The sequence below is a fragment of the Pseudoxanthomonas mexicana genome, from assembly GCF_001556105.1.
Lineage (GTDB): Bacteria > Pseudomonadota > Gammaproteobacteria > Xanthomonadales > Xanthomonadaceae > Pseudoxanthomonas_A > Pseudoxanthomonas_A mexicana_A.
In genome coordinates this window covers 47,337-73,677 of record NZ_LSIF01000025.1, presented here as the reverse complement: position 1 = coordinate 73,677, position 26,341 = coordinate 47,337, and the positions used below count along the sequence as shown (strand labels likewise).

Genomic DNA, 26,341 nt, shown 5'->3' with positions numbered 1-26,341 from the left:
CACACCATGTACAACAGCAAGCCCCTGAACACCGATCTTCCTTCTTCGCGCCAGTTGCTGCGCTCGACCATCATCGCCTTCATCGTCGCCGTCGTTCTGCTGGTCACGGTCGTGCTGCCGTCCGAGTACGCGATCGACCCCACCGGCATCGGTCGCGTGCTCGGGCTGACCGAAATGGGCGAGATCAAAGGGCAGTTGGCTGAAGAGGCCGCCGCCGATGCCGCGCGTGATGCAGCAGCCACCGGCACAGCGCCGGCCGACTCGGCCGCCGCCGCTGCTGCGGCACCACAGGCCGACAGCGCCCTGGCCGCCGCGGATCCCGAAGCCTGGCGCGACCAGATGCAGGTCGAGCTGGCGGCTGGGCAGGGCGCGGAGGTCAAGCTGGTGATGACGGCCGGTCAGAAAGCGAGCTTCTCCTGGGACGCGCAGGGCGGTGTCGTGAACTTCGACATGCACGGCGATGGCGGGGCAGGTGGCGAATCCACCAGCTACGAGAAAGGGCGCGGCGCAGCCTCGGGCGAGGGTGTGCTGGAAGCCACTTTCAATGGCAGCCATGGCTGGTTCTGGCGCAACCGCGGTGATGCCACGGTGACGATCACCCTGCGCACGGCCGGTGATTACGCCCAGATCAAGCGCGTGATGTAACCCCGTGGCGGCCAGGCGCTTGAACCGGGTCGCGGCACGACCCCGCCTCACCGTCGCGGGCCTGGATCCTCGCGACACCCACCCATCCCCGGCCGACGGCCGATCACGAAGGAACTGAAGATGAAAGCTCGTTCACTGTCCATTGCCGGCCTGGTAGCCCTGTCGCTGGTTTCGCTCTCCGCCGTGGCCCACCCGGGCGCGCACGACGAAGAGAAGCAGATCCCCAAGACCTGTGAGGATCTGAAGGACACCAAGCGTTTCACCGACGACTCGGCCTACCCGGAAGTCAAGGCGCTCAAGCAGAAGTGCGGTGTGCCGAACAAGCCGGCCAAGGCCGATGACGCCAAGAAGCCGGCACCGGAAGCCAAGAAGACCAACTGATGCAATCCTGTCCCTGGCGATCTTCAGCGATCGCCAGGGACGGGCGGCTGCGCCATGCGAGGTGGCACATGGGCGGAACAGACGACCCGGCCAGCGAGAGCGATCAGCGTCTCACGCGTGCGTTGAAGACCGTGGGGCGTGAAGGAGTAGAGTTGCCGGTCATCGATCGCATTGCGCGCCGTCGCTATTCCGGTAAGCCGTAGCGGAATGGCCGCATCGATCGTGGCGTCTGCTCGGTCCACGACCATGTGTTGCGTGATGCTGAGAAGCTGTCATCGGAAACGTTGCCCACCAGCGATGATGTCGACCATGCCACGACTGCGGAATGCCCTTCGAAAAGCGGGGCGATCGGTGGCGGCGTCATTCTTCTCGCGGAGTGTTTGCCATGCTTGAAATCCTCTCCCATACAGGGTTCCGAAAGCTCTTCGCGGCCCAGGTCATCGCCTTGCTCGGCACTGGCCTGGCAACGGTGGCGCTGGCCCTGTTGGCCTTCGATCTGGCGGGCGCTCAGGCGGGGCAGGTGCTGGGTCTGGCCCTGACCATCAAGATGATCGTGTATGTACTGCTCTCCCCGGTCTCCGGTGCGATAGTGCCGGCACACCGTCGCAAGATCGTCCTGGTCGGACTGGATGTGATCCGGGCCCTGGTCGTGCTGGTGCTGCCATTCGTCACCGAGATCTGGCAGATCTATGTACTGATCGCCGTGCTGCAATCGGCCTCGGCATGCTTTACGCCGTTGTTCCAGGCGCTCATACCGCAAATCCTGCCCGACGAGGCCAGGTATACCCGGGCGTTGTCGCTTTCGCGTCTGGCCTATGACCTGGAGAGCCTGCTCAGTCCCGCGCTGGCCGCTGCGTTGCTGACGGTGGTGGCCTTCCAGGGATTGTTCGTTGGCACCTCCGTGGGCTTCCTGCTGTCGGCGATGCTGATCCTGTCGACGACTTTTCCCGCAGGCATGCGCAGTGCCGCGTCGGGCAGGCCGTACGACAGGGCCATCCGCGGCATGAAGATCTACCTGCGCACCCCCCGGTTGCGTGGTCTGCTGCTGCTCAATCTCTGTGCTGCAGCGGGCGGGGCGATGGTGTTCGTCAATACGGTCGTGGTTGCGCGAACAGTGCTGCAGGGCGGCGAGCGAGAGGTGGCCTGGCTACTGGCGGCCTTTGGCGTGGGCTCAATGCTGGTTGCATTGAGTCTGCCACCCCTACTGGAACGCATCACCGATCGACGGATCATGCTTTCGGCCGCCACCACGATGACATTGGTGCTGATCATGGCCACCGTGTACTGGTTTGGCGTAGGTGGTACACCTGCCTGGGGCGCGGTCGTCGCCATCTGGTTGCTTCTAGGCATGTGCTACGCGGGCTTGGTCACGCCCGGTGGCCGTCTGATTCGCCGATCCGGCGCCGAAGAGGATTTGCCATTCCTGTTCGCGGCACAGTTTTCCCTCTCGCATGCATGCTGGCTGCTGGCATATCCGATCGCAGGTTTCCTGGGCGCCGAGTTTGGACTGGCAGCGGCGCTGGGGATCTTGTCCATCGTGGCGCTGTTGAGCGCCGTGCTGGCCCGCGCGGCATGGAGTTCCAACGATCCCGAGCAGATCGCGCATACGCATGAAGACTTGCCAGCGGACCACCCCCATCTGGGACAGGGCGGCAAGCAGCACGTCCACCGATACGTCATCGATGACCTGCATTCGCGGTGGCCGCCGTGATGCCGTGGTTGCGCGAACGTCAATGCGCCGCTTGCGTGGCGCATCAGTATCCAAGGTTACGTGGTCAGGCGAGGCCAATGTCCACGTCCCGCGAACCGCTGGAAGTATGCGGGGCTCATTACCTGGCGTGGGTCACGACGAATTCCCGCGCACCATTTATCGCCTTGTCGCCTAGCTTCAGATCCTATTCGCTGCACCGATGCCGAGTTGTGCGCCGGCGTGCTGATAGGACAGTAGCGTCTTTATGAGGAACTCGACCTGGATGGTCACCCGCGCGTCCACTTTCATCACTGGCACTTGATAGCCGCTTGCATTGAGTTCGTCGCGGAACGAGGTGAGCTGGAAATCCGGTGCCAGATCGCTCTTGGTCACGCCGACCACGAAACTGGCGTCGGGAGCGAGCGAGGCGAAGTCCTTCAGCAACCCGGCCGTGCTGTCGACCGCATCATCCTGGCACGCATTGACCAGCACGATGATGCCGATGGCCCCCGTGCATACCATCGGCCACATGAAGTTCAGGTACTTCTGGCCGGGAACGCCGTAGACATGCAGCAGTTCGCCCTCATCAAGATCGATACTGCTGTAATCCAGCGCCACGGTGGTGAAGGACTTTTCCTCGGTGGCATCGATGCTCAGTGGCATGTCGGTGCTCACGGGTTCCACATCCGAGATCGCACGAATCGCGGTGGTCTTGCCCGCGCCCATGCCGCCGACGAACACGAGCTTGTTTCCGTAGTTATCCATGCGCCTTTCCTAGCAGTTTCAGGCCGAAACGCTTGGCCATTCTTAACAGGGTGCTTGCGTGGTGCGCGGCGGAACCGCGCACCTTGGCGGCGGGATAGGACAGTGAGGCTTCCAGACCGCTCAGACGCACCAGCGCCATCACTTGTTGCACGTCTTCCTCCGGTACGTCACTGGCCGCGGCCAGTGCGTCGGCATGCCAGGGCTGACTGGAACAGTAAGCCAACACCAACGGCCAGGCAGCCGGCGTGGCACCCGCATCCAGGTCCGGCCACGTTCGCAACCGCACCATCCCCGTCACGCGTGGCAACTCATCGCGGGAAAGATGGGGAAGCAGGCGCCACCATAGCGTCTCGATCGCATAGGTGCGGGTGACGTCGGGTCGATACAACGACTCCCACTCCCCATCGGATATCTCCGTCACTCGCCAATCGGGCTTGGGCGCGCGTTCCAGCAGTTCGTCCAGCGGCATCCGGCGAAGCATGTGCAACTTGCCTTCGCGGGTATCGCTGACGACCCGGAACAAACCCTGCTCCAACAGCACGCGCAGGTCGCGTCGACGATCCAGTCGCAGATGTTCGAGAAACGGTTGTGGCAAGGGCGCGTCGCTGTACGGGCTGGTTTCGGTCAAGGACGGTGGACGGTCCTGCAGACCGAACCTGAGCGCGTCAGCGAACTCTCGTACCGTCGCCAGCCGAGGCAGGACGTGCATGGTGCCCGATGAATCATTGGCGGCAATGAGGCGGATTGCGGGCAAACGCGCTTTCCGTGCCGATTGAATCGCAGTGCGGCCAGCATCGCTGGTCTCGTCCGCGACAAGCAGCGTCGCGGGCTCGGCACCCCATTCGATCAAGCGGACGGTGAGCCGGTCCGCTGCAAGCAGTGAGCACGCAACCTTCAGGCGCGTGGCGGGCAACAGTTCCAGGCCGGCCATCGCAACGGTGAAGTCGGAAGGGAGGGGGAGTGTCATTGGGGAAGAAGCGTCGGAAGACCAGGGCGAATGCCATTGACCGCGGTGGCGGCCGATGACCTGGAACGAATCAGCTGAAATCCAGCGTCTTCTCGAAGCTCTTCAATTCGTGGCGCGCCATCGCCAGGTTCGCGCGTGCACGATCCAGCACGACGTAAAGGAACAGGACGGGATTGCTCTCCAGCGGGCGGATGATGTGGTATTGCGTGCTGAGCGAGATCAGGATGTCCTCGATGGAGTCCTGAAGCGCCAGTTGTTGTGCCACGCGACGTTTGGTACGTACCACGTCGCTGTTGCCGGCCGCAGCGACTTCCAGGTCGAGGCTGCCACCACCAAGCGTTGCCATCGCCATACCACTGTCGCTGTCCACGAGCGCGACGCCCACAAAGCCGGCGACCTGACTCAAACTTTCAAGATTCAACTTCGACATCTTCTTTCTTTCCTTGGGTGTGGTGACTGAACGTCCGGCATGCCCGGATCGTGTGAATGAAACGGATTATTTCGGCAGCAGGGCCGAGAGGCGAGTGGCGCATTCGCGCGCAGCAAACAGCAGCACGGCAACATTGGTTTCGAAGGTGCCTAGCGCAGCGAGCGTCATAGGCATGGTGTGCTCCATGCGGATCAACACCATGTTCCCCTGGCGAGTCGCGATCGTGGCGTAGTCGGCCGATGCCAGTCCCAGTTCTTTGGCCACGGTTTCACCCAGGGTGAGGAAAGAGTTGGTCATCGCAGCCAGCCGGCGCGGATCGCCACCGCGCTCGTCGAGTTCGGCCAAAGCACGGCCGTCAGCGGTGGTCAGCAGCAGCATCGAAATACCAGGCGTGCGATCTTTCGCACGTTTGAACTCCTGCAGCAGCAGCGCCTTGTCGATCTGCGGGATTTCGCGGCTTCTGTCACCCATGACGCTGAGAACCTTCTCTACGGTGGCGGTATGCAAGGCGAACTCTCCTGACGGAGCCTGTTTCAGCAGGAACCGTGCCAAATGAACGGGAACAGGTGGGTAGCACGCTGACGCGCTACAACAGTGATGTGGCGAGACTACAAATGACGCTATGCGTCACATATTTTAACGTAACCAGCATTTCGCGACCATCCCGGTCACTTCACGCGTCGGCGCCGAGCGGGCTGGATTACCAGAACGAAACCAGTCGAAGTGAGGCATTCCTTTGAAAGAGGCCGAAGCGCTGGGCGGGGCAACGACAACGCATTGCGATTGCTCGGGTCTTGGTAACCAATCCCGCATCCTGATCTTTGACGAAGCCACCAGCGCCTTAGACTACGAGGCCGAGCACGCAGTCATGCAGAACATGCGCGCCATTTGCCAAGCCTAGACCGTACTTGTCATCGCGCACTGGCTATCGACCGTACGCATGGCTAACCGGATCGTTGCGGTGGATGAGGGCAAGATCGTCGAATGGGATCAGGCCGTTTGGGATGCGTGCAAGTGATTGCGGTGTAGGGGGCGTAGCCCCTACGGTGACGCTTCACGCCTCACATGCGGCCTAGATGCCGGCAGGCTGTCGCGAATGATGCTCACGCGCGGGCTCCGCTCCGAAGGCATATCCACCCCCTGCAAACACAAATGGCCTTGCTGAAAACCGAAACCGGCCCAAGGGCCGGTCAGTTCTGTGCGTTCGGTGGGGTCGATCAGGCGCATATCCTTGCCTCAAAGTCGCTCGGTGTCGGGGCAGGTTTCCCGAACAACCGGACTCGGTAAAACTGTGACTGTATTGTTATGCTTTCACTCCTTACAGAACAGCCATTTATCCATTCTTGAGGATCGGGTCTGGGCCTAAAATCACTGTAACAACGTCACCGGCAAACCTGTGACTATTCCGGCTGGAACAGCAAAGCTGTGACTTTTCCGAGCCCCTGAATTCTCAGGGAAGCCTTGCACGAGACGATCGGCTAGCCAGGCGCCTACCCGAGCTGACGCGCTCGGCGCGTCCTCGGCCTGGGGCGGCCCGCGTCATCTCACGACCGGCGGCGGGGCTGATCAGCAGAGAGTCTTCGTACTCGCGGGCGATATGGCGGTGCACGCTAAGCATGCTGCCTACCAAGACTTTCAGAGCTGCATCTACGTTTGCATAGGTAGGATAGAAGCCCTCATGCGCACCCTCGCGGTAGCACTCAGGCAGGGGCCGTCCTAGACAGCGGGCAGAACCAAAGCTAACCGCATCGAGGCATGCACATGCGTCGCGCAGGTGCTGGCTCTTTTCCATCAGGAAGGGCAAGAGCGGAATCTCCTCGAGCACAGCCGGCGTTAGGGAGGGCGCACATCGATCTCCCCACGTCGCAAGTTGAGACACTGTGTCGAGGAGCGGGGAGCGAAGGCGTTCCGAAAGCATATCCGGATCGGCAAATTCTCTTTTGGAGAACGACCCCGCGAACTCGCCCACCGCCTTCTCGGCAAGCGCCTTTGTCCAGTTGTTCTGCAGCGGCGCTCTTCGCCAGGTGAGCTCATGGAGGTAAGCGAACAAGAAAAGGAGCGTGGAGGGTGTGGCGGCTTTTTCCAGCCCGCCTATGCACTCTCGCTCAAGCTCTTGATAGAGCAGGGGGACTTGCTGTTGCAGCGAATACAAGATGTGTGGCGGAACGAAGACAAGATCACGTTGATTGATGTACGCGAGCAGCTTGGTGCGCGAATCGAGAATCGACGGTGGCTCTGACTTCATGTAGAGCATGAGGTCGCGCAGGAGCCATTCCTCGGATTTCGGCACGCGCTCACAAGCACGCCTGAAAAGATTGAACTTATCGCCGCTGTCGTTGAGCTCTTCCCAGTACTTCCCGTCTGGATTCTTGCCTTGCGTGTGGATCTCTTCGAAAAGGCGCGGGGCCAGCCGGTCAGACAGCACCCCGGACGGATCGGACGGGGGCAGCAGCAGCGTTCGGTTCAACCATCGAACGCTGCAATCCAGCGATTTCATCAAGTAGCGCGTCCACGTCATGGCGCCGGCGCGTCGGAATGCGGTAACAAAGTCTGAGTCCATCTGCAAGGCCAGGATTCAAATTGAAACCAAGCTCGGAGGTTACTACCGCGGGCCTTGCAATGGATTAGGCTAAGTTTCACTTAGCCGCTAGAGATAACAATTTTCTAACAAAAAGAGCCCGCCACTGCGAATGGCGAGCTCTGGGCCAGGTCGTAGGAGGACCTGTTAATGCCAGATCCAATATACACCCCTTCCCGCCACGCGGGTCAAGGTCGTACTCGGTTGCCTCTCGCCGGTCTGCGTAGGCAAGCCGATGGGTAAGACACCGGCTCAGAAGAAGCGCAACCAGTACTTGGCCTCCGTGCGTGCCAGAGGAGCCAGCGGCCACAACCTGTGGTTCGTCAGACCCCCGCAGGACACACAGGCGCTCCCGCTGACGCTGAGTTCGGACATCGAGCTGGAAGCCTTCTTCTATCTAGAAGGCTCGCCGGACGTGGCCTCCGTCGACTATTCCCCCTTGCGCCATGGGCAAGCGCGTTCGCAGCCGGGGCGGCGGCACTTCGCCACTGTTACGACGCTGGAGGGTACCGAACTCGACGTCGAACTGGCCCCTGAGGCCGAGAAGGCCTCGGTGGCCGGCCGGCGATTGATCAGCTTGGCGGTGCTCAATGCAGCCAAAATGCGTGTCCAAAGCTGGCGGGCCATCGTGCCTACGATCAACCGATGCCGATCGCACTCCTTGGACCCGCTGATCATTCGCTGTCGGCATCTGCTGGAAGAACATGGCGAGCTTGCCGTTCGGGATCTGTGCCAGCAGCTAACCTCGGAAAGCACCGCCCTGGTCACCGGCGCGGTGGCCACGCTGCTGCGCTCACGCGAAATCGGAAGCGACGTGGATACCCACCTGTGGGGTCCTGGCACTACGCTGCGTGCACGCCGCCATGGGTAAGCGCCTGACGCTGAAGGCGACCCCTCCGGAGCGTTTGGTGCTCGCCAATTGGGCCGTGCCTTCACTGGAAGGCCTAGACGCGGCACAGAAGAAGCGGTTCCACTCCCTTAAAAAGGCCATCACTGATTACGTGGGCGGCGCACGGATCACGCCCTTGCTGCAAGACCTGTCGATCTGGAAGGAGGTGTTCTATCGCGCCTACGACAAATGTGTCGCACTTGATGGGCGAGGCTCCCCGATCGGTTGGGTAGGGCTGCTTCCTTATTTGGAGATCCAGCCGCGGCAGCGGCGGAAGCCTCTGCCGAAGCATCAAAGCAAAGGACTGGCCGGGGCGCTTGCGCTGTTCCTACGCCAGCACAGCGACGTTGCCGCAGCACTGGAGTCGTATCTGCTACTTAATGCCAAACGGAAGCCGGGAGGAGAGGCGGGCGTTAGGCACAAGTCGGTCCATATGGAGTTCCTACGCCTATGCGAGACCAAGGATACTGACAAGCAGTCCTGGCCGTTCACCTCCCGTCGGCGCGGGGCAGGGGCCATACGGGCGTTCACCGAAACCTTCCTGAGCGAGCACTACGACGCGATCGTCGCCACCCAATATGGCGACAAGGCGGCGACCAAGGCCAAATCCGGCAACGGCCATGTCTCGCGTCTGGTGGCCTGCATGCCCATGGATATCGTCGAGATGGACGAACATGCCATGGGCTGCATCGGCACCGTCAGGATCGAGACGCCCGAGGGCTTTCGGTTCCTGGATGCTGGCCGGATGACGCTCTTGCTACTAGTCGATCGCCATAAGGGGTGGATCATGGCCTTCAAGGTGATCTTCCGCGAGGCGGCCAATGCCGGCGATGCGATGGACGTGCTGCACGCGGGCATGGTCGGCGAGCCGGACTGGGCACATCGCAAGGACAATCAGCTCGCAACAAGGCCCTTGGCCGAGCTGGACGAGCGCTTCGGCTGGTGTGGGTTCAATTGCCTTCTGTTGGACAACGCGCTCATCCATCTGGCTGATCAGCTGGTCTCCCGCGTGATGTCGGTGAGCGGATGCGCAGTTAACTTTGGACCGGTGAAGACACCGGCAAGGCGCCAGTTGGTGGAGCGCGTCTTCAACGAACTAGAGCGCGCCGGCTTTAAACGGCTTCCCCAGACCACCGGTGCCGGCCCCCAGGATCCCAAGCGGCAAAAGGCGGAAGAGGCCGCCCGCGCGTGTGTCCTGTCAGAACGCGACATCGTAGGCTTCGTAGCGAAGCTGGTACACAAGTTCAACGCGAATCAGGGCAAAGCCAATCTGGCGGCCAGTCCCGCACAGCGCATGCACGCGCTCATCTGCGGGCCCGACCGTGATCAGTACCTCTTTCCTTTCCTGCCGCCGCTAGGCGAAGGCGAGGCGGATCTGTCCAAGTCGATTCTCAAAGTGCCTATTCGGGGCAACAAGGCCACCGGGCGTCGTCCTTACTTCTCCTTCTTGGAGGTTGAGTACACGAATCCGGCCATGGCGAAGGATTGGACGCTGTTGGATGAGCAGGTCAACCTGGAACTGCACGTGACGCGTAATAACGTCCGATTCATTGATGCATTCTGTCGCCAGCGCCCCTTAGGTACCTTCCAAGCCGGTGGCCGATGGCGCTGGAGTGATCACTCGATCGATCTGCGGCGCCAGATCAATCAGCTCCTTCGTGAGGGCTACATAGAGAATGACAGAAACGACGATGTCGTGGCCGCGTTCATGAAGAAGGTTGCGGATGAATACGCCAAGGTCAAGGGCAAATCCAAGCCGGACAAGACAGCGGCGCGACATACGGGTGATCACAACGCCCGCCGTGATGTGTCCGACGACGCTCCCACCACCGCCACTCAGGTGGAAGAAGCCGAAGAAGCAGTGAACGATCTCCTGGATCGGGCCAGCGAATCAACAAGTTCCCCCTACATGCAGTGGGATGACATAGGTGCTTTCAACGGAGATCGCAATGGATATTGAAGAAATACTCCGCTTGCGTGATCAAGTATGGGATGAGCATCCGCTGATTATCGAGCGGGCCGTGTTGCCCACGCTCGCAGCCAAGGACGTCCTCGCACGTGTCTGGGCGCTTGGTCGCAAGGGGAGGGGTTCCACCGCCATCTTTGCCCAGCCGCTAGCGGGCAAGAGTTCCTGTGCCGAACTGCTATTGGTGGAGATGAAGCGAAAGAAGCCCGGCTGCGGCGTGCTGATTTTTGAGGTGGTCGAAGACACCAATCCGGCTGAAGGTCGATTGCTCTCGGAGATCCTCAACCAGATCGACTACGCGCCGAAGATTGCTAGGGACCTGGCCGGTAAGCGTACCCAGGTGCATCGCGCGCTCCTGGCCTTGTCGGGGGAAGCCCGGCACCTGTTCCTGATTTTCGACGAGGCCCAAGAACTGAGCTGTAATGAGTTCGCCTGGCTCAAGTCGGTCATCAATCGCTTAGTCCGGGACCGCGTGAAGGTCACGGTTGTCCTGTTCGGGCAGGTCGAACTGAAGGAGAAGCGGCAGCAACTAAAGGCGGCACGCTCGGATCTCGAAAAGCGTTTTATGGCCACTTTAAATGAATTCAAGGGCATACAGAACGCTGCCGAACTGGAGCCGCTGCTCGCGGCCATCGATGCCGGTTCCGAGTTTCCTGCCGGTTCGGGCCTGAGCTACCTGCAGTTGCTGCTACCCAAGTTTTATGAGGGCGGGGGACGGCTTGGCGGTAACAGCACGCTGTTCTGGCGCGAGCTCAAACAGCAGCGCTTGCCTGGCGTGGGCACGGTGGTGGCCATGTCCAGCGTGGCTGGGTTCTTGGCATCGTTCTTCATTCACGTTCGTGGCGCAGACAGTGCGGATATGAAGATAACTTCCGAATTGCTCCAGAGCGTGCATGTCTTCTGAATTGTCCCGGCCAGCGGGATTTGTCCCTCATCTTCCCGAACATTGGGACAACACTTCCCTGTTCGGGGCGTACGCAGCGATCGCGCGATTCAATCTGTGCCGTGCCTACGACATTGCTCAATTCGTCGAGCGACTAGCAAGAGATTTCGGGGAGCCATGGGTAACTTCGAGCACCTATCTGCCTTCAGTCCTGGTCCGGCTAGCACAGTTGGACATCCAGGTCGAAAGTGGAGTGCATTCGTTGCTTGAACATGCCGTGGTCAAAGCTCGACAGGACTTGAAAGACGTACCACATAAATGGATGCGCCAAGAGATACACTGGTGCCCGGAGTGCATGCGGCAGGGGCAACACCTAGCGGTCTTTCAGCACCGTGCACTTTGGTTCTGCCCTGTGCACAATGTCAGGCTCGAGCAGTTCTGTCGTTATTGTGGCCATCACAACCTATACCGCGTCTTCTCTGATCGTGAGCCCTTTTACTGCAGTTGTGGAAGTCGGATAGATGGTCTCCAATATCGCATAGAACGTCGGGAGCCGCGCAGTTCGCCGCCTTTTGATGCCGAGAAACTGTCGTGCTTGGTGGCCGAGCATGTCTGGATCGCTGGGCTGCCTTGGGAAGCAGGTCCGCTTCGCCCCTTGGGTCTATCGCCGATGGATGTTCGCATCTACTTCGCCGAGTCCCTGCGGATAACTTATCGCTCTCCCCAAAGCAGGGTTTTGGGGAGATACTTCCGGTTTCTAAGGTTTTGGGAAGTATCCAAAGGCTCGAATTGCACACACCATGAGGCTATTTCACGCATCCTCAGTCAAGTCCGCACGATCGCGATGATGTCCGGGCACGCTTGCATAAACGAGTTGGGAAGCGAGGTTCTGAAGGATGATTGTTCATGTCCCTGTGGTATTGGCTTCGGGCTCTGGCTCTCGCGAAATAAGCACCATAGACTGGATCTTGCGCCCTGGTCTAACGATGTCGATCTGATCGCGTATGAGGGGTCGCATCTTGGCGTGTGCTTGTCGGTAAGTTGGCTTGCTTACATACAAGCTCAGCTCATGGGCCAGAACTCAGCGAGGCGGATAGCGCAGGCATTTTGGGACCTGCCGGTTCGGGCGAGCGTACCCAGCGCGGGTTTCTCGAACATTCCCAACAGGAATGCATTCGTATCACACACCTTCCAGTGGACTGCCATTCGGTGCCAACACGTGAGCGGGCAGGTCGCACGCTTGAGAGAGCGCGCCAGAGCGCTGGGAGACCGATCGCTGCCCCATGTGCAGGCCGAAACGATCGAGGATGCCCGATGGATTATGGATCAACTAGGGATAGTCCCACGCGGGTAGCGTCACCGCTGGAGCATGCCATCACACATGCGACTGAGATAGATCCAGCATCCTAGTCGGCAGGCATTGAGTCAGTGCACTACATATCCACATGATCCTGGGTTTTCCGCTCGGCCCGCTGCTCATCCACATGATTCTGGGATAAAGCGTGCGCGTTATACCGCGACGCCGCGCCTTGGCCGTGGCAGGCGGAGCTTTGTTATCTGTTGTTTCACGGTGGTGATGATTTGGACCTTTCGTCATGTCGCAGAGTGCCGGTTGAGCAGATCCATCAGCTGTTTGACTCTGTAGGGCTTGGGCAGGAAGTGGGTGTTCTCGGGCAAGGGTGAGAAGTTGGACAGCGGATGACCTGAGGTCAGGATGATCCGCATGTCGGGATAGGCCTTGAGCACCTCATAGGCCACATCAATTCCGGAGAGATTGCCAGGCATGGCGATATCGGAGACCAGCACATCGAACTGATCACCGCGGCCCAACGCTTCCAGCGCCTTGCCACCGGACTCGGCTTCCGTCACCGCCACCCCGTAATGGTCCAAGGCTTCCGATACGAGCGAGAGCAGGTCGGTTTCGTCTTCTACCAGCAAGACTTTCATGGTGCGCTGGACCTTGTCAGTGGCAAGTACACGTATACGGTGGTGCCTTGACCCACCTCGCTCTTCAAGGCGGCGTGCCCGCCGGACTGGGAGGCAAATCCAAATATCTGGCTCATGCCAAGGCCGCTGCCTTTGCCGATTTCCTTGGTGGTAAAGAAGGGCTCGAACACGCGTTGCTGATGTTCGGCCGGGATCCCTTCACCATTGTCTTCAACACTGACAAACAACATCTCTTGTGCGTGTGCTGACGGGCCTGCAGGATCCGACACCACTTGTGTACCGGTTGTGATCAGAATCGAGCCGCCCTGTGGCATCGCATCGCGACTGTTGACCACCATGTTGAGCACAGCTGCTTCCAGCTGGGTCTTGTCGACTTCGATGACGGGCAATCCGTCACCCAACGCATACCCAAGCTCGATGTTCTCCGGACAACTGCGCCGCAACAGCTCGGCCATCTCCCGAATGATCTGGTTCACATCCTCGCGCCTGGGCGTGAGGTTCTGGCCGCGACCGAAGGTCAGCAGTTGCCGCGTCAGAAGGGTGCCGCGTTCTGCAGCGCGGAGTGCCGCTTCCACGTTGCGCGTTAGACGAGGGTCATCGCTCACCCGCATTGTGATCAAGTCCAAGGCATTGATCACCACGGCCAGCAGATTATTGAAATCATGGGCCAGACCCAAGGTCAGTTTGCCGATGGCTTCCATCTTCTGGGCTTGCGCCAGGGATTGTTGGGCGTCATGCAGCAAACGCTGGGTCTCCATGCGTTCGGTAATGTCGCGGGTGACCTTTGCATAGCCGATGAGCTCGCCTTCGGACCAGATGGGATCGATAACCACGCTGGCATAAAAGCGCGTGCCATCCTTGCGGACGCGCCAGCCTTCGGCCGAAAAGCGCCCTTGTTCCCGCGCGGTGTCCAATCCGCGCTGGGGCGCTCCCTTGGCGGCATCTTCAGGGGTATAGAAGCGCGAAAAGTGAGATCCCACAATTTCCTGGGGGGAATAGCCCTTGATCCGCTCGCCGCCTTGGTTCCACGTCTTGATATGCCCGTCCTTATCGAGCATGTAGATCGCGTAATCGGTGACCCCGTTGAGTAACAGCCGGAACTGCCGTACCTCATCTTCCAAAGCAGATGACAACTGCGTTTCCCCACCCACATCCGACTCATTAGTCATGGCGTTCTACGACGCTTGATGAAGTGTTTAGGCTAGAGGCGCAAACGTGAATGTTTCGTTGACCGCGCATGCTGCAACGCGGCAGGCAAACGTTATCGCCGTGGGTTGTCAGGCAGCCGTCGATGGATCGTGGTGGCGGCAATCGCGGCATGTCCGAACGCGACAGAGATCTGATTCAAGTCCGTCACGACATCCCCGATGGCATAGACCCCTGAGAGCGAAGTCTGCATGGCGTCGTCAGTGACCAACTCGCCTTTGAGACCGGCGCTTAAGCCAAGCCGCTGCGCCAAGCTCACGCGCCCGGGTGCGCCCATAGCCACATAGACCGTATCGAATCGGTGCTGGCCTCCTGCCTCATCCCGCACCTGCGCGTGGGCCTCGGCGAAGGAGAGTGCCGCCAAAGGGGGTAGGGTGGCGATATTTAGATGCTGAGAGCGCTGCCGGGCTTGCGTTGATGCCTCACCCGAGGCAGTAGGAATGACCGTCACATCCGCGGAGAAGGCGCGCAGGAAGCACGCATGGGCCAGCGCGTCTTCCAGAGGCCCGATGACCCCGATCCGGCAGTCGGTCGCCTCGTAACCGTCGCAAATTGCGCATAGCCGCAACAATCCCTTGCCTAGCGCTTCTGTACTTTCCTGGCGACTCAGCGACGGCAAGACGTCTTCCACGCCGGTGGCCAGGACAAGGGCGCGCGCGCTCCACTGGCGATCAGCAGTGCTCACCACCCAGTCCTCGCCTGCCGCGTGGATACGCTCCACCGTTGCCCGCTCCAGACAGGCCCCATACCCGGTGGCTTGAAGCCGCAAGCGCTCCAGCAGCTCATTGCCTGAGACGCCTTGGGGAAAGCCCGGACAGTTGTGCGTGGTGGGGATCCAACTGGCCCGGCTACGCCCGTCATCGATCACGACCACCGAGCGGTGGAAGCGACGTAGATAGGTCGCAGTCGTCAGCCCTGCTGGGCCGCCGCCCACGATCACACAATCCACCACAGATTCTGTTGGTTCGGTTCGTGCCATGGAGCCGCTCTTAAACAGGGGGGCAGGAAAGGTGGGGCTTACTCGTCTTCATCATAGTCATCCTCCTCACCGGACGAGAAGGACGCCTGGTCATCCGGATCCACCGGCTCCAGCAGCGTATAGCCTTCTTCTTCCACCCGCCGAATCGCACGCGACACCGGATAGCTCTCCAGCTGCGGCTGGTCGGCACGACGCAGCAGGGTGCGCGGTGAGGTGATAGACCCACGTACCCACGCCAACGCGTCAGCCATCGCAAGGAAAACGGGGCCGTCCTGCGTCAGCGGTGGGGGAATGACCAGGTTCGGCGCGGTGAGGATGGCAAAGCTGTGCAGGAAACTTCCATCCTCGCCCTCCCAGGTTTCCCACAGACCGGCGGCTAGCAAGGCATTGCCATCGCGCCGCTGGATGAAATGCGGCCAGGCCGGTTTCCGCTGCCGATCCCACTTGTAGTAGCCGGTCATCGGGACCAGACAGGGCCGCTCCTTCCATGCCTGGCTGAAAATCCGGCTCTTGGGCGCCCGCTCCAGCCGTGCCGTCACAGTGGTGTAGGGCGTGGAGGCCTGCTTGGACCACCGCGGTACCAGCCCCCACGTCATCGGGGCTACGCACAGCTTCTTGTCGGCGTTGATGGCCAACACCAGGGCGGTCTTGCCCTTGGCAATGTTGTAGTGGTCGGCACCGTGAACCAGCGCATCAGCGAGCACGTCGGGAAGGCTCGCCGGTAGGGCGTCCCGCGTCGCAATGGCCTGGACGAATCGTCGCATGGTGTCACCCTAGACCAGACAGTGTGGATACGGTGTGGCAACCGGTTTGTGCTCAATTCCATCACGGGCGCTCCACAGTCTGGCGTGTACCAAATAGGGCACTCAACCCGAGGGCAATGCGATGGCTGATGACAAGAGCAAGACCGGTTCCCCTGACCGCGATCGGATCAACCTCAACGAAGACTATGAGGTCCAGTACTGGACCAAGGCCCTGCAGATCACGCCCGCAAAACTCCGGTCCGTGGTCGAGGCCGTCGGCAATAGCGCGCAGGCCGTTCGCGAGCACCTGGGCAGGAAGTGACCCGCGCCCCCAGCTAGCGAGCCCCCTTCTTTCGTCCTTAGCGTCCCGCCGTATGGCCACTGCCAAAGATCTCGCCGCCTTAGCGGCCAAACTGCCCAATGCCCGGAAAGCACCTGCGCCCAACAGCGCGTTCGAGCCCCAGCTGGCCAAGCTGGGAGAGGCAGCGCCCGAAGGCGAGCAGTGGGTCCATGAAATCAAGTGGGATGGCTACCGCATTCTGGCCACGGTCAAGGCCGGAAAGGTACGCTTGTGGTCGCGTAATGCCATTGAATGGACCGGGAAACTGCCCGGCATCGTGAAGGCGGTCCAGGCGCTAGGCCTTCGCTCGGCATGCCTTGATGGTGAGCTCATCGCCGGCAAGGGCACCAAGCAGGACTTCAACCTGCTGCAGTCCACACTCTCGGGCGATAGTGCCGTGCCGCTTATCTACACGTTGTTCGATCTGCTGCACGTGGACGGTATCGACGTGGCTGATGCGCCGTTGCTTGAGCGCAAGCAGTTGCTTCAACGCATCCTGGGCAAGCCCAAACCGCCACTGGCCTACAGCAGCCACGTGGTGGGGCCGGGGGCGCAGGCCTACCAGATGGCGTCCGAGCAGCACTTTGAGGGCATCATCTCCAAGCGAGCCGATCGCGGTTATCAGCCTGGCCGCAGCGATGACTGGCGCAAGACCAAGCATCTGGCCAGCGATGAATTCGCCGTGGTGGGTTACACCCAACCCAAGGGCTCGCGCACTGGCTTTGGCTCGCTGTTGCTGGCCAAGCCGGATCCGGAACACGGCTGGCGTTACGTGGGCCGGGTGGGATCGGGGTTCTCCGACACCCTGATGCGCGAAGTCACTCGGCAGCTGGGAAAGGCAGGTAGCACCACCCCTACGGCCTACGTGGGCACGACTGACACCGATCTGCGCACCGCGACGTGGTTTGCGCCCCGCTTTGTGGTGGAGGTGTTCTACCGCGGTATTGGGCGTCAACAACTGCTGCGACAGCCCTCCCTCAAAGCCGTGCGCCAGGACAAGGAGATCTCCGACTTGAACGATTCAGACCGCACGTCCACTCCCCGCAAACGCGCCGGCACCGCAAAGGCTTCGAGACCGACCAAAGTGGTCGCAAAAACAGCTGCCAGCGCCAAGGTGGCAACGACCACGGCTAAGACGAGCGCGACAGCCAAGCCGAAGACTAAAACAAAAACAAAGGCCTCCAAGGCATCGATGCCGGAGTTGACCAGTCCGGACAAGGTGCTGTTCCCCGACAGTGGCATCACCAAGCAGCAGGTCTGGAACTATTATCAAGCCGTGGCAGATCTGCTGTTGCCACAGATCAAGGGCAGGCCGCTGTCGCTCATCCGGTGCCCGTCCGGCGTCACCGAGCAGTGCTTCTTCCAGCGCCACCACACCGCTGGTTTGACGCGCGTGTCCACGGTCAAACTCAAAGAAGAGTCGGGCGAAAAAGCCGACTATCTGGTGGTGGACGATGTCCCCGGCCTGATGGAAGTGGTCCAGTTCAATACGCTGGAGTTCCATCCGTGGGGATCACACGCCAAAAAACCTGAGCGCGCAGACCGTGTGATTTTCGATCTGGACCCGGGTCCTAAAGTGCCCTTTGCCGAGGTGAAGCAGGCAGCCAGCGACATCCGCAAGCTGCTCTCCCAGCTCTCGCTTGAATCCTTTCTGCGCGCTTCAGGCGGCAAGGGATTGCATGTGGTCGTCCCGCTCAATCCCGGATGCGATTGGGACCTGACCAAACGCTTTGCTCGTGGCTTTGCCGAGGCCCTGGCCCAGTCCGAGCCTGCGCGGTTTGTGGCCACGGCCAGCAAAAAGTTGCGGGACAAGCGCATCTTCATCGACTACCTACGCAATGGTCGAAGTGCCACCGCGGTGGCCTCCTATTCGCTTCGTGCGCGGGCTGGCGCGCCGGTAGCCATGCCCCTGGCCTGGAGCGAGCTGGGCAAATTGCAGGCGGCCAATGCGTTCACCATGGACGTAGCCCTGGACAAACTGCGTCGGCGCCGTGCCGATCCGTGGGCAGACATCGATCAGATCAAGCAAAACCTGGCGCGATGGGCCAAGACGCAAGACACCTAGCCCTCGAGGCGGCCACTGCTTGTCAGGCAGGCTTACGGCCACGCTTTCGCCACATGACCCATTGGCCAATCAGAGCCGTCAGCAGAATGAGGGAGTTGGTGGTGATGAAGACCCAGTTGTCCACGAGCCAGCTATAGACGATGAAACCGATGGAGGCCGCACTCTGACCGAGAAACAGCCAGCGCGAGACACCTTCGGCATCCTCGTCCTGCGCTTGCTTGTGGATCTGCTTGATCAAGGTGGCCAACAAGATGGCCGAGGCCACCCATCCAATGACATCCGGCGACATTCCCGCTCCTCCCTTTTAGCCTCGCCAACACCGTAAGACACCGACGATGAAATCCACATCATCCGCCTCACCTTCCGCATCACCCGATCACGCCGCCCCTGAACCCGTACGCGCCCTGCTCTTTGATGCGGTCGCGGGCAATCGTGAGGTCGAACGACTGGACCAGGTACTGGGCTTGTCCCCCGCCCAGGAGCAACTGTTGTGGATCGATTTGCAGGATCCGGATGAGGCCGTGTTGCAGACCATTGCCCGGCAGTACTCATTACCTGAAGCGGCTATTGCCGGCTATCTGGGTACACAAACCAATCCGGCCCTGGAAAACTGCGGCCGGTGCTTCTGGCTGCGCGTGGTGGCCGTGGCCGATGGGCCCAACGATGAGTACAGCGGCACCGTGCTGACGATCATTGCTGGAGCCAACATGGTCCTGACCTTGCATCGCACGCCGGTGGAGTTTTTGGAGAGCTTCAAGGAAGGCAAGCGTTGCCGCGGCGGGATGGGCACACTCGGCTCAGGCAGCTTCGTGGCCGCCCTGTTGGACTGGCACTTGGGAACCTACTTTGAAGCGGTCTCCCGCTTTGAACTGGCGGTCGAGCGACTGGAGGTGGACATCCTGTCCACCAACCCGCGCGATTGCGTGCCTGAGTTGCGCACGCTGCGTAAGGGCGCTTCGCGCCTGCGCAGGATGCTGGCCCCGCATCGGATCGTTTTTACGGCGCTGCCACGTCCGGACTTTCGGCCTGAGGAAGACGAGCAGACCGATCGGCACTTCCGCGCCTTGGATGCTCACTACGAGCGGGCGATGGACATGGTGGAGAACGCGCGCGATCTGGTGGTCGGTAGCTTTGAGCTGTTTAGCAGCCAAACCGCGCTGGTCGCCAATGAGACGATGAAGATTCTGACCTTCGTGACGGTGGTCATCGGCGTGCTTGCGGTGATCGGCGGCATCTTGGGCATGAACTTCGAGGCCCCGTTCTTCAAGACGGGCGTGCTGGGCTTTACGGTGGCCGTTGTGTTGATGCTGGTCCTGGCCGCAGGGTCCATCCTGCTGGGCCGACGCCGCCGCTGGTTCTGATCAGTCCGGCGCTTTGGCCGGTACGAAGGGCGATACCGGATCGCTGGCCGGGAAGGTTTCCTCCAGTGCCTGATCGTGGTTCTGGCTCTCATGTTGCTTGCGCTGGCTGCGCTGGTCCTTGGACTTCTGGCAATCGACGTCTTCGCCCGGCACGGGCGTATCTTTACGGTCACGCATGGCAGCCTCCATTGGCTAGGTGAGCGTATTGAATGCCCGCCTGCGTGTGCGCCATGTCTATATGGCGGGACAGTGTGTTCACGACCGGATGACGAGGGCTCAGGTGCACTGGCACTTCCCCCTGATGCCGGAGCCGACATGTCCCATACCTTGAAGCCACTGAATGAGCAGGTCATGGTGATCACCGGCGCCAGCAGCGGTATTGGCTTGGCCACGGCGATCGCCGCCGCTGAGCAGTGTGCCAAGGTCGCCCTGATCGCCCGTAGCAAGGAAACGCTCAATGAGATCGTCATGAGCATCGAGGGCGAGGGCGGTCAAGCGCTGGCCTTGCCGCTGGATGTCGCCGATCAGGCGTCCGTGCTCAACGCAGCGGACGTGGTGGTGGCCCGCTTTGGTCGCATTGATACTTGGGTCAACAACGCCGGCGTGGCCATCTACGGCCGCATCGAGGACATCGCCGATGCCGATAACCGGCGCTTGTTCGAGACCAACTTCTGGGGCCTGGTGTACGGCAGTTTGGCGGCCCTGCCGTACCTGAAGCAAAGCGGCGGAGCGCTGATCAACGTGGGCAGCGAGGTCTCCGATGCCGTCGTGCCTCTGCAGGGTATGTACAGCACCAGCAAGCACGCCGTGAAAGGCTTCACCGATGCGCTGCGGGTGGAGACCGCGTTGGTTGAAGAAGCACCGGTGTCCATCACACTGATTCAGCCCACTGCGGTAAACACCCCGTATCCAGAGCACGCCCGCAACTACATGGACAAGGAACCCAAGTTGCCCTCGCCGCAGATCGATCCGCACCGCGTGGCCGAAGCCATTCTGGAGGCGGCCACCGACGGCGGGCGCGACGTCAAGGTCGGCGCGATGTCCAAGATGAATACGCTGATGGCCAACCTGATGCCACGCTTGGCCGATCGCATGAGTGCCATGCAGGCCAAGCGGCAGCAGAAGGACGAGCCGCCCCGCAATCCGGAAGGCACATTGTTCGAAGCCGGGCACTCGGGGCGAATTTACGGCACCCCGCCGAGCAAGTGAGCCGACGCGCTCGGGGTATTGCCATGGCTACCAAGAAATTGCTGAAGATCGCCACGTTCAACGTCAACGGTATTTCCAGTCGGTTGCCGCATCTGCTGGCGTGGCTGGACAAGGAAAAGCCCGACATTGTCGGCCTGCAGGAGCTCAAGGCCCTGGACGGTGCCTTCCCGGAGAGTGCGATTCGCGATGCCGGCTATGGCTGCATCTGGCAGGGTCAACGCTCCTGGAACGGGGTCGCGCTCTTGGCCCGCGGGCAGGACCCGGTGGAGAGCCGGCGGGGTTTGCCTTGGGACACGAAGGATGTGCAGAGCCGCTATATCGAGGCGGCCATTCACGGCATTGTCGTCGGCTGCCTGTATCTGCCCAACGGCAATCCGCAGCCGGGCTCGAAGTTCGACTACAAACTCAAGTGGATGGGGCGGCTCTATCGACATGCCAAGACGCTGGTGGATCTACCGCATCCGGTCGCGTTGATTGGCGATTTCAATGTCGTGCCGACCGATGAGGACATCTACGATCCCAAGGGATGGCGGCGCGATGCCTTGCTGCAGCCGGAGTCGCGTCAGGAGTATGCCCGCCTGTTAGGACAAGGCTGGACCGATAGCCTGCTGAAGATGCATGGACCGGGCAGCGGTATCTACACCTTCTGGGACTACTTTCGACGGCACGCCGAGCGCGATCGCGGTCTGCGCATTGACCACTTGCTACTTAACCCGGTCTTGGCCAAGCGCTTGAAAAAGGCAGGGGTGGACCGGTGGGTCCGATTGCAGGACAAGGCCAGCGACCACGCGCCGACTTGGATTCAAGTCTCCCGATAGGTGTGACTCTATTGGGCCAGCAGACTACGGATCAGCGTTTTGGTCGGCCGCGTATCGATCTGCATGGCATCTTCCATCAACGCCAGTGCCCGCGTTGATCGGGCGGTGCTCTTGGCAGCGACGCCATCCCGCGGCACGTGCAGGGTGTAGCCGCGCATGTGAGCGTCTTGCACGGTGGCTAGCACGCAGGAGTCGGTGGCTACGCCCGCGATCACCAGGGTCTTGGCGCCCAGATCGGCAAGAATGGCGGGAAGAACCGTACACAGGAACGCCGAGTGCCGGGGTTTGAGCACGTAGTAATCGCTCGAATGCGGCTCCAGCGCCGTGGCGATCTGGCCGGGCGCATCCGGAAGCTGACGACAACTGGCTACCAGATCGGAAAACTCGCAGTTCCAGTCCATGAAGTTGTCATTGACGAACAGCACCGGCCAATCGTGGGCGTGAAACGAGGCGCGCAGCGCCTGAATCGACGCGGTGGCCTTGAGGGCGTGGCGCGCCAGCGCCGCCCCACCATCGAAGTCGAACCGATTGATCATGTCGATGATCAGCAGGGCAGGGCGCATGGAAGCGTGCCTAGGTGCCGGTCTGACGGTGAGGCGCGCTAACCGGCTTGGACTGCGGGGAATCCTTCTGGCGCAGGAAAATGGTCAGCAGCACTAACGAGGCCACGGCCAAGAATTCGCTCTGCCAGTTCTGAAACGACTCGAACCAGAACTGTGCACTGGCCAGGTGATCCCACACCCTCAGCGGCAGTTCGCCCTCTAGCTGGCGCTGCACATTCTCATGGCGCCAGCTGCCCTCCAGATGCAGCACGAAGGACAGCAGGAATAACCCGCCAAACGCAATGGCGAGCGAGTGCTCGTACAGCTTGAGCCATAGTCCTCCCGCACGCACGGGCCATGGGAGTGCCCCCGACTCAATGCGTTCATTTTCCTGATTTGGATCGAGCGGGCGCGATTCAGCGGAGCCCTTTTGCCGAAGCGACACGCTTAGCAATACGTACATGCCCATCTGCAGGAATTCGCTCTCCCAGTTCTCGAAGGTCGCCGAGACAAAGTGACCACTGCCCAGATAGGCCAGCAACGAAATCTCGGCGCCGCCAGCTTGGGTGAGCTCCTGGTTGTAGACCACATGGCCGGTCAGGATCTGACCAAGCCAGGTGGCCAGCATGAAAAGCAGCACCAAGATCGATAGACCGTTCCTCTGAAAGAACGTGGTGTGTGTGGCGACCATAAGCCCTCCGGGGACCGGAGGTTGCTCTCGGGTCGGTCCACAAAAAGTGAAGGGAAACTTTTCACAATGTGTTGGCATCACTCGCGTAAATATTTCTGATCATCCCCAGCTAATGGAGTCAGCAATGGCAAGCAAGGGTTACGACAAAGCCGGTGTCAAAGAACTGCTTCTACAGGCATTAGAGACCGAACGCGGCGGTATCAAGATTTACACGGCCGCCATCCAGGCCGCCGTCAACGACGACCTGCGCAAGGAGTGGCAGGAGTACCTGGAAGAGACCCAGCATCACGAAGAAGTATTGACCAAGGTCTTCGCCGATCTGGGCATGGACACCGAAGAGATGAGCCCCGGTCGCGAAGTCTGCGCTCATAACGGCGCTGCCCTGGTGACTGCGATCGAAATGGCCCAAGCCAACGCGGATGCCGCAGCCGCCGAACTGGTGGCCTGCGAGTGCGTGGTGCTGGCTGAGACCAAGGATCACTCCAATTGGGAGTTGATCGGCAAGGTGGCCGAATCGGCCGATGACAAGGTGGCCCAAGTCCTCAAGGCGGCCTACGACGAGGTCGAGGAAGACGAAGACCACCACCTCTATCACACCAAAGGTTGGTGTCGTGAGCTGTGGATCCAGAGCCTAGGCATGCCGGCCGTGCTGCCGCCTCCGGAAGAGGTCAAGAAGGTCGAAACGGCCATTGGCGCAGTCCGGGCCGAGCAGGCGCGCGAAGACATGCTGTAACGCAAAGCCCGCCGATTGGCGGGCTTTTCTATTCCCACTTTGACCTGACCCCGCTGGGATCAGGTCGCATCATCAGGAAATGCACTCATGGCCACCTCACGCAAGCCTACGCCAAAATCCAAGAAAGACGTCGCCGGCGCCTCGGCTGCGCGCAACTCCGACAGTGCCGCCTCCCGCGCCCCGGCCTTGGGATCGCCCGACATGGCCGCTGAACAGGCGGCCGAGGTGGAAGCCACTGCGGCGGAAATGCCCTTCAACGAAAACAAGGCCGCAGAGCACGGCCGGGCAGGCGCGATCGATCCTCCCGAAGGCACACAGGTCATCCCGCCGTCTGCCTTGGCCACGGCCAGCACGCTGGCCGAAACCAATACCTCGGACAAGGTGGGCTCGCGCGCGGCCGAAGGTGCCAATCCCACGGTGGGGTCGCTGGATCGGGTGCGTGTGGACAGCAGCGGCCAACGCCTGACCACGAACCTGGGCGTACCGGTGGCGGACAACCAGAACTCGCTCAAGGCCGGCTTGCGTGGGCCTGCGCTGCTCAAGGATTTCATCCTGCGCGAGAAGATCACCCACTTCGACCACGAGCGCATTCCCGAACGCATCGTGCATGCGCGCGGATCGGCGGCACACGGGTTCTTCGAGTGCTACAAAAAGCAGACTAAGCTCACCCGTGCCGCCCCGTTCCAGGAAGCGGGCAAGATCACCCCGGTGTTCGTCCGCTTCTCCACCGTGGCCGGTGAGCGCGGAAGTAAGGACACCGCCCGCGACGTGCGCGGCTTTGCGGTCAAGTTCTACACCGATGAAGGCAATTGGGACCTGGTGGGCAACAACATGCCGGTGTTCTTCATCCAGGATGCGATGAAGTTCCCGGATCTGGTCCATGCGGTCAAACCCGAGCCGCATCACGCCATGCCGCAAGCTGCCTCGGCCCACGATACGTTCTGGGACTTCGTGTCCCTGATGCCTGAATCCACCCACATGCTGATGTGGCTGATGTCCGATAGGGCCATCCCGCGCAGCTATCGGATGATGCAGGGCTTTGGCGTTCATACCTTCCGCTTCGTCAACGAGCAGGGTCAGTCGTCCTTCGTCAAGTTCCATTGGACACCGCTGCAAGGCACGCACGCCCTGCTGTGGGACGAAGCGGTGAAGATTTCGGGTGCCGATCCGGATTTCCATCGGCGCGATCTGTGGGAAGCCATCGAGGCCGGTGCCTATCCGGAATGGGAACTGGGTGTGCAGGTGTTTTCCGAAGAACAAGCCGAGCGCTTCTCCTTCGACGTACTCGACTCGACCAAACTGATCCCCGAAGAACTGGTGCCGATCCAGCCCTTGGGCCGGATGGTGCTTAACCGCAATCCGGACAACTTCTTCGCCGAGACCGAGCAGGTCGCCTTCTGCACGGCGCACGTGATTCCCGGTATCGACTTCACCAACGATCCGCTGCTGGCCGGACGCATCCACTCGTACGTGGATACGCAGATCTCGCGCCTGGGCGGTCCGAACTTTCATGAGATCCCGATCAACGCGCCCATCGCCCCGGTTCACAACAACCAGCGTGACGGCATGCATCGCCAGGCCATCCACCGCGGCCGGGTGGCCTATGAGCCGAACTCCCTGGGCGGTGGATGTCCGTTCCAGGCCGGTGCGGCGGGCTTTGTGTCGTTCCCCGAGCCGGTGGAGCAGGACGAGGTGCGGGGCAAGCCGGAAAAATTCGCCGAGCACTTCAACCAGGCGGCCCTGTTCTTCAACAGCCAAAGCCCGGTGGAGCAGGCGCATATCGCCGCCGCCTTCCGCTTTGAGCTCTCCAAGCTGACGGTGCCGGCCATCCGGCAGCGTGTGGTCTCCATGCTGCGTAACGCGTCCGAAGAGCTCGCCGCACAGGTCGCCGAAGGCCTGGGCATGCCGCTGCCTGAGGCGATGCCACGGGCGCTGCCCAAGCCGCCGAAAGCCGAGGTCACCAGCTCACAGCCGCTGTCCATATTTGCCCGTCCGGGCAACGCCGGCGTGTCCACGCGCAAGGTTGCCATCTTTGTGGGCGATGGCGTGGATGGTGACCAAGTCGCTGCGGCGCAGCAGGCACTGCTGGCCGCCGGCGCCGTGGGCCGATTGGTCGGGCATCGGGTAGGTCTGTACACGGCCAAGGATGGCAGCGAGCTCGATGCTGACGCCTCCTTTGAGAACGAGCCCTCGGTCCTGTTTGACGGGGTGATCATTCCGGATGGGGAGGGCACGGCCAAAGCGTGGGCCCGGGACGGGCGGGCGGCCGAGTTCGTCAAGGATCAGTTCCGCCACCTGAAGACCATCGCGGCGTTAGGCGAAGCCGTGGCCTTTGTGGAAGGCGCTGGCATCCTCAACGATGAGCAGGATCCTGGCCTGTTGCTGCAGAGTGAGCCGAAGGACGATGTCATCGACCAGTTCCTGAAGGCGTTGGCCCAGCACAAGCATTTCGGCCGGGAAACCGATCCTCCGATGGTCTGATCCGAACGGTGGCTCATCCAACTGGGGTGAGC

General features: G+C 61.1%; 25 protein-coding genes and 3 pseudogenes. 14 read left to right on the top strand and 14 right to left on the bottom strand.

The window, feature by feature from the left end:
* Positions 1-6 precede the first annotated feature (6 nt).
* The 3 genes from AX730_RS03310 (at position 7) to AX730_RS03300 (ending at position 2,737) form a co-directional block, all read left to right on the top strand.
* Positions 7-645 (top strand): hypothetical protein, encoded by a 639-nt coding sequence (locus AX730_RS03310; RefSeq protein WP_062351905.1) that lies wholly within the window; start codon positions 7-9, stop codon positions 643-645.
* A 120-nt stretch (positions 646-765) separates the two neighbouring features.
* Positions 766-1,026 (top strand): hypothetical protein, encoded by a 261-nt coding sequence (locus AX730_RS03305; protein ID WP_062351902.1) that lies wholly within the window; start codon positions 766-768, stop codon positions 1,024-1,026.
* Between the two features lie 385 nt (positions 1,027-1,411).
* Positions 1,412-2,737: an MFS transporter gene (locus tag AX730_RS03300; protein WP_062351900.1), complete on the top strand. Its 1,326-nt coding sequence runs from the start codon at positions 1,412-1,414 to the stop codon at positions 2,735-2,737.
* Positions 2,738-2,914: 177 nt separating this feature from the next.
* On the opposite strand, the gene AX730_RS03295 is transcribed toward AX730_RS03300, so the two are convergent.
* From AX730_RS03295 to AX730_RS03280, 4 genes are all read right to left on the bottom strand, one after another.
* Positions 2,915-3,481 carry a GTP-binding protein gene (locus AX730_RS03295; RefSeq protein ID WP_062351898.1) on the bottom strand — a complete coding sequence of 189 codons (567 nt, stop codon included), beginning with the start codon at positions 3,479-3,481 and terminating at the stop codon, positions 2,915-2,917.
* A complete protein-coding gene (locus AX730_RS03290) occupies positions 3,474-4,448 on the bottom strand; it encodes a hypothetical protein (protein ID WP_157074080.1) in 975 nt (324 codons plus the stop codon). Before AX730_RS03290 ends, AX730_RS03295 begins: the two co-directional genes overlap by 8 nt.
* A gap of 70 nt (positions 4,449-4,518) precedes the next feature.
* Positions 4,519-4,878, bottom strand: a complete 360-nt coding sequence (locus AX730_RS03285) for a roadblock/LC7 domain-containing protein (protein WP_062351892.1) — start codon at positions 4,876-4,878, stop codon at positions 4,519-4,521.
* A 66-nt stretch (positions 4,879-4,944) separates the two neighbouring features.
* A complete protein-coding gene (locus tag AX730_RS03280) occupies positions 4,945-5,385 on the bottom strand; it encodes a roadblock/LC7 domain-containing protein (RefSeq protein WP_157074079.1) in 441 nt (146 codons plus the stop codon).
* A gap of 254 nt (positions 5,386-5,639) precedes the next feature.
* On the opposite strand from AX730_RS03280, the pseudogene AX730_RS19330 reads away from it, so the two are divergent.
* Positions 5,640-5,863, top strand: a pseudogene (locus AX730_RS19330) (ATP-binding cassette domain-containing protein); the annotation flags it as partial.
* A 465-nt stretch (positions 5,864-6,328) separates the two neighbouring features.
* On the opposite strand, the gene AX730_RS03275 reads toward AX730_RS19330, so the two are convergent.
* Complete coding sequence (locus AX730_RS03275; protein ID WP_157074078.1) at positions 6,329-7,375, bottom strand: hypothetical protein; 1,047 nt, start codon at positions 7,373-7,375, stop codon at positions 6,329-6,331.
* A gap of 316 nt (positions 7,376-7,691) precedes the next feature.
* On the opposite strand from AX730_RS03275, the gene AX730_RS03270 reads away from it, so the two are divergent.
* Genes AX730_RS03270 through AX730_RS03260 form a run of 3 tightly spaced genes read left to right on the top strand, consistent with a single transcriptional unit; the run spans position 7,692 to position 11,215 of the window.
* The gene (locus AX730_RS03270) at positions 7,692-8,327 is read left to right on the top strand and encodes a hypothetical protein (protein WP_062351881.1); all 636 of its coding nucleotides are present in this window, start codon (positions 7,692-7,694) and stop codon (positions 8,325-8,327) included.
* Positions 8,320-10,305, top strand: a complete 1,986-nt coding sequence (locus AX730_RS03265) for a hypothetical protein (protein ID WP_157074077.1) — start codon at positions 8,320-8,322, stop codon at positions 10,303-10,305. Before AX730_RS03270 ends, AX730_RS03265 begins: the two co-directional genes overlap by 8 nt.
* Positions 10,295-11,215: an ATP-binding protein gene (locus tag AX730_RS03260; protein WP_062351875.1), complete on the top strand. Its 921-nt coding sequence runs from the start codon at positions 10,295-10,297 to the stop codon at positions 11,213-11,215. The genes AX730_RS03265 and AX730_RS03260 overlap by 11 nt, the downstream gene beginning before the upstream one ends.
* A gap of 1,572 nt (positions 11,216-12,787) precedes the next feature.
* On the opposite strand, the gene AX730_RS03255 is transcribed toward AX730_RS03260, so the two are convergent.
* The 4 genes from AX730_RS03255 to AX730_RS03240 all read right to left on the bottom strand — a co-directional run bounded on the left by AX730_RS03255 (position 12,788) and on the right by AX730_RS03240 (position 16,090).
* A complete protein-coding gene (locus AX730_RS03255; RefSeq protein WP_062351867.1) occupies positions 12,788-13,141 on the bottom strand; it encodes a response regulator in 354 nt (117 codons plus the stop codon).
* Entirely contained in the window at positions 13,138-14,292 is a 1,155-nt protein-coding gene (locus AX730_RS03250) for an ATP-binding protein (protein WP_198147012.1), read from the bottom strand. Before AX730_RS03250 ends, AX730_RS03255 begins: the two co-directional genes overlap by 4 nt.
* A 110-nt stretch (positions 14,293-14,402) precedes the next feature.
* On the bottom strand, positions 14,403-15,326 hold the full coding sequence (locus AX730_RS03245; RefSeq protein WP_062351861.1) for an NAD(P)/FAD-dependent oxidoreductase: 924 nt from the start codon (positions 15,324-15,326) through the stop codon (positions 14,403-14,405).
* Positions 15,327-15,364: 38 nt separating this feature from the next.
* The gene (locus tag AX730_RS03240; protein ID WP_083537689.1) at positions 15,365-16,090 is read right to left on the bottom strand and encodes an SOS response-associated peptidase; all 726 of its coding nucleotides are present in this window, start codon (positions 16,088-16,090) and stop codon (positions 15,365-15,367) included.
* 121 nt (positions 16,091-16,211) lie between these two features.
* On the opposite strand from AX730_RS03240, the gene AX730_RS19325 reads away from it, so the two are divergent.
* Complete coding sequence (locus AX730_RS19325; RefSeq protein WP_062351855.1) at positions 16,212-16,391, top strand: DUF3606 domain-containing protein; 180 nt, start codon at positions 16,212-16,214, stop codon at positions 16,389-16,391.
* Positions 16,381-18,474 (top strand): annotated as a pseudogene (ligD, locus tag AX730_RS03230) (DNA ligase D); the annotation flags it as partial. The gene AX730_RS19325 and the pseudogene ligD, both read left to right, overlap by 11 nt.
* A 22-nt stretch (positions 18,475-18,496) precedes the next feature.
* Here ligD and AX730_RS03225 read toward each other — a convergent pair.
* Positions 18,497-18,763, bottom strand: coding sequence for a hypothetical protein (locus AX730_RS03225; RefSeq protein WP_062351849.1), 267 nt, complete (start codon positions 18,761-18,763; stop codon positions 18,497-18,499).
* Positions 18,764-18,809: 46 nt separating this feature from the next.
* Between AX730_RS03225 and AX730_RS03220 the strand changes: the two genes are divergently transcribed.
* Complete coding sequence (locus AX730_RS03220) at positions 18,810-19,835, top strand: magnesium transporter CorA family protein (RefSeq protein ID WP_083537687.1); 1,026 nt, start codon at positions 18,810-18,812, stop codon at positions 19,833-19,835.
* Here the strand turns inward: AX730_RS03220 and AX730_RS03215 are convergent, their stop codons facing one another.
* Positions 19,836-20,012 carry a hypothetical protein gene (locus AX730_RS03215; RefSeq protein ID WP_232310167.1) on the bottom strand — a complete coding sequence of 59 codons (177 nt, stop codon included), beginning with the start codon at positions 20,010-20,012 and terminating at the stop codon, positions 19,836-19,838.
* Between the two features lie 138 nt (positions 20,013-20,150).
* Here AX730_RS03215 and AX730_RS03210 point away from each other — a divergent pair, with 138 nt between their 5' ends.
* Positions 20,151-21,044 (top strand): SDR family oxidoreductase, encoded by an 894-nt coding sequence (locus AX730_RS03210; RefSeq protein WP_062351840.1) that lies wholly within the window; start codon positions 20,151-20,153, stop codon positions 21,042-21,044.
* Between the two features lie 23 nt (positions 21,045-21,067).
* Positions 21,068-21,853, top strand: a pseudogene (gene xth / locus AX730_RS03205) (exodeoxyribonuclease III); the annotation flags it as partial.
* Positions 21,854-21,870: 17 nt separating this feature from the next.
* Here xth and AX730_RS03200 read toward each other — a convergent pair.
* Both AX730_RS03200 and AX730_RS03195 read right to left on the bottom strand, forming a co-directional pair.
* Complete coding sequence (locus AX730_RS03200) at positions 21,871-22,425, bottom strand: cysteine hydrolase family protein (RefSeq protein WP_062351834.1); 555 nt, start codon at positions 22,423-22,425, stop codon at positions 21,871-21,873.
* 10 nt (positions 22,426-22,435) lie between these two features.
* Complete coding sequence (locus AX730_RS03195; RefSeq protein WP_062351831.1) at positions 22,436-23,095, bottom strand: DUF6766 family protein; 660 nt, start codon at positions 23,093-23,095, stop codon at positions 22,436-22,438.
* Positions 23,096-23,219: 124 nt separating this feature from the next.
* Between AX730_RS03195 and AX730_RS03190 the strand changes: the two genes are divergently transcribed.
* Positions 23,220-23,828 carry a DUF892 family protein gene (locus AX730_RS03190; protein WP_062351828.1) on the top strand — a complete coding sequence of 203 codons (609 nt, stop codon included), beginning with the start codon at positions 23,220-23,222 and terminating at the stop codon, positions 23,826-23,828.
* A gap of 59 nt (positions 23,829-23,887) precedes the next feature.
* Here the strand turns inward: AX730_RS03190 and AX730_RS19320 are convergent, their stop codons facing one another.
* On the bottom strand, positions 23,888-24,340 hold the full coding sequence (locus AX730_RS19320) for a hypothetical protein (RefSeq protein WP_232310172.1): 453 nt from the start codon (positions 24,338-24,340) through the stop codon (positions 23,888-23,890).
* Here AX730_RS19320 and AX730_RS03185 point away from each other — a divergent pair.
* On the top strand, positions 24,246-26,309 hold the full coding sequence (locus AX730_RS03185; RefSeq protein ID WP_332307599.1) for a catalase: 2,064 nt from the start codon (positions 24,246-24,248) through the stop codon (positions 26,307-26,309). The genes AX730_RS19320 and AX730_RS03185 overlap by 95 nt on opposite strands.
* Positions 26,310-26,341: the final 32 nt, after the last annotated feature.

Excerpts from the sequence above, each read along its gene's own strand:
- AX730_RS03310 (WP_062351905.1), top strand. The coding sequence starts at position 7 with ATGTACAACAGCAAGCCCCTGAACACCGATCTTCCTTCTTCGCGCCAG.
- AX730_RS03305 (WP_062351902.1), top strand. The coding sequence starts at position 766 with ATGAAAGCTCGTTCACTGTCCATTGCCGGCCTGGTAGCCCTGTCGCTG.
- AX730_RS03300 (WP_062351900.1), top strand. The coding sequence starts at position 1,412 with ATGCTTGAAATCCTCTCCCATACAGGGTTCCGAAAGCTCTTCGCGGCC.
- AX730_RS03295 (WP_062351898.1), bottom strand. The coding sequence starts at position 3,481 with ATGGATAACTACGGAAACAAGCTCGTGTTCGTCGGCGGCATGGGCGCG.
- AX730_RS03290 (WP_157074080.1), bottom strand. The coding sequence starts at position 4,448 with ATGACACTCCCCCTCCCTTCCGACTTCACCGTTGCGATGGCCGGCCTG.
- AX730_RS03285 (WP_062351892.1), bottom strand. The coding sequence starts at position 4,878 with ATGTCGAAGTTGAATCTTGAAAGTTTGAGTCAGGTCGCCGGCTTTGTG.
- AX730_RS03275 (WP_157074078.1), bottom strand. The coding sequence starts at position 7,375 with ATGAAATCGCTGGATTGCAGCGTTCGATGGTTGAACCGAACGCTGCTG.
- AX730_RS03270 (WP_062351881.1), top strand. The coding sequence starts at position 7,692 with ATGGGTAAGACACCGGCTCAGAAGAAGCGCAACCAGTACTTGGCCTCC.
- AX730_RS03265 (WP_157074077.1), top strand. The coding sequence starts at position 8,320 with ATGGGTAAGCGCCTGACGCTGAAGGCGACCCCTCCGGAGCGTTTGGTG.
- AX730_RS03260 (WP_062351875.1), top strand. The coding sequence starts at position 10,295 with ATGGATATTGAAGAAATACTCCGCTTGCGTGATCAAGTATGGGATGAG.
- AX730_RS03255 (WP_062351867.1), bottom strand. The coding sequence starts at position 13,141 with ATGAAAGTCTTGCTGGTAGAAGACGAAACCGACCTGCTCTCGCTCGTA.
- AX730_RS03245 (WP_062351861.1), bottom strand. The coding sequence starts at position 15,326 with ATGGCACGAACCGAACCAACAGAATCTGTGGTGGATTGTGTGATCGTG.
- AX730_RS03240 (WP_083537689.1), bottom strand. The coding sequence starts at position 16,090 with ATGCGACGATTCGTCCAGGCCATTGCGACGCGGGACGCCCTACCGGCG.
- AX730_RS19325 (WP_062351855.1), top strand. The coding sequence starts at position 16,212 with ATGGCTGATGACAAGAGCAAGACCGGTTCCCCTGACCGCGATCGGATC.
- AX730_RS03225 (WP_062351849.1), bottom strand. The coding sequence starts at position 18,763 with ATGTCGCCGGATGTCATTGGATGGGTGGCCTCGGCCATCTTGTTGGCC.
- AX730_RS03220 (WP_083537687.1), top strand. The coding sequence starts at position 18,810 with ATGAAATCCACATCATCCGCCTCACCTTCCGCATCACCCGATCACGCC.
- AX730_RS03215 (WP_232310167.1), bottom strand. The coding sequence starts at position 20,012 with ATGCGTGACCGTAAAGATACGCCCGTGCCGGGCGAAGACGTCGATTGC.
- AX730_RS03210 (WP_062351840.1), top strand. The coding sequence starts at position 20,151 with ATGTCCCATACCTTGAAGCCACTGAATGAGCAGGTCATGGTGATCACC.
- AX730_RS03200 (WP_062351834.1), bottom strand. The coding sequence starts at position 22,425 with ATGCGCCCTGCCCTGCTGATCATCGACATGATCAATCGGTTCGACTTC.
- AX730_RS03195 (WP_062351831.1), bottom strand. The coding sequence starts at position 23,095 with ATGGTCGCCACACACACCACGTTCTTTCAGAGGAACGGTCTATCGATC.
- AX730_RS03190 (WP_062351828.1), top strand. The coding sequence starts at position 23,220 with ATGGCAAGCAAGGGTTACGACAAAGCCGGTGTCAAAGAACTGCTTCTA.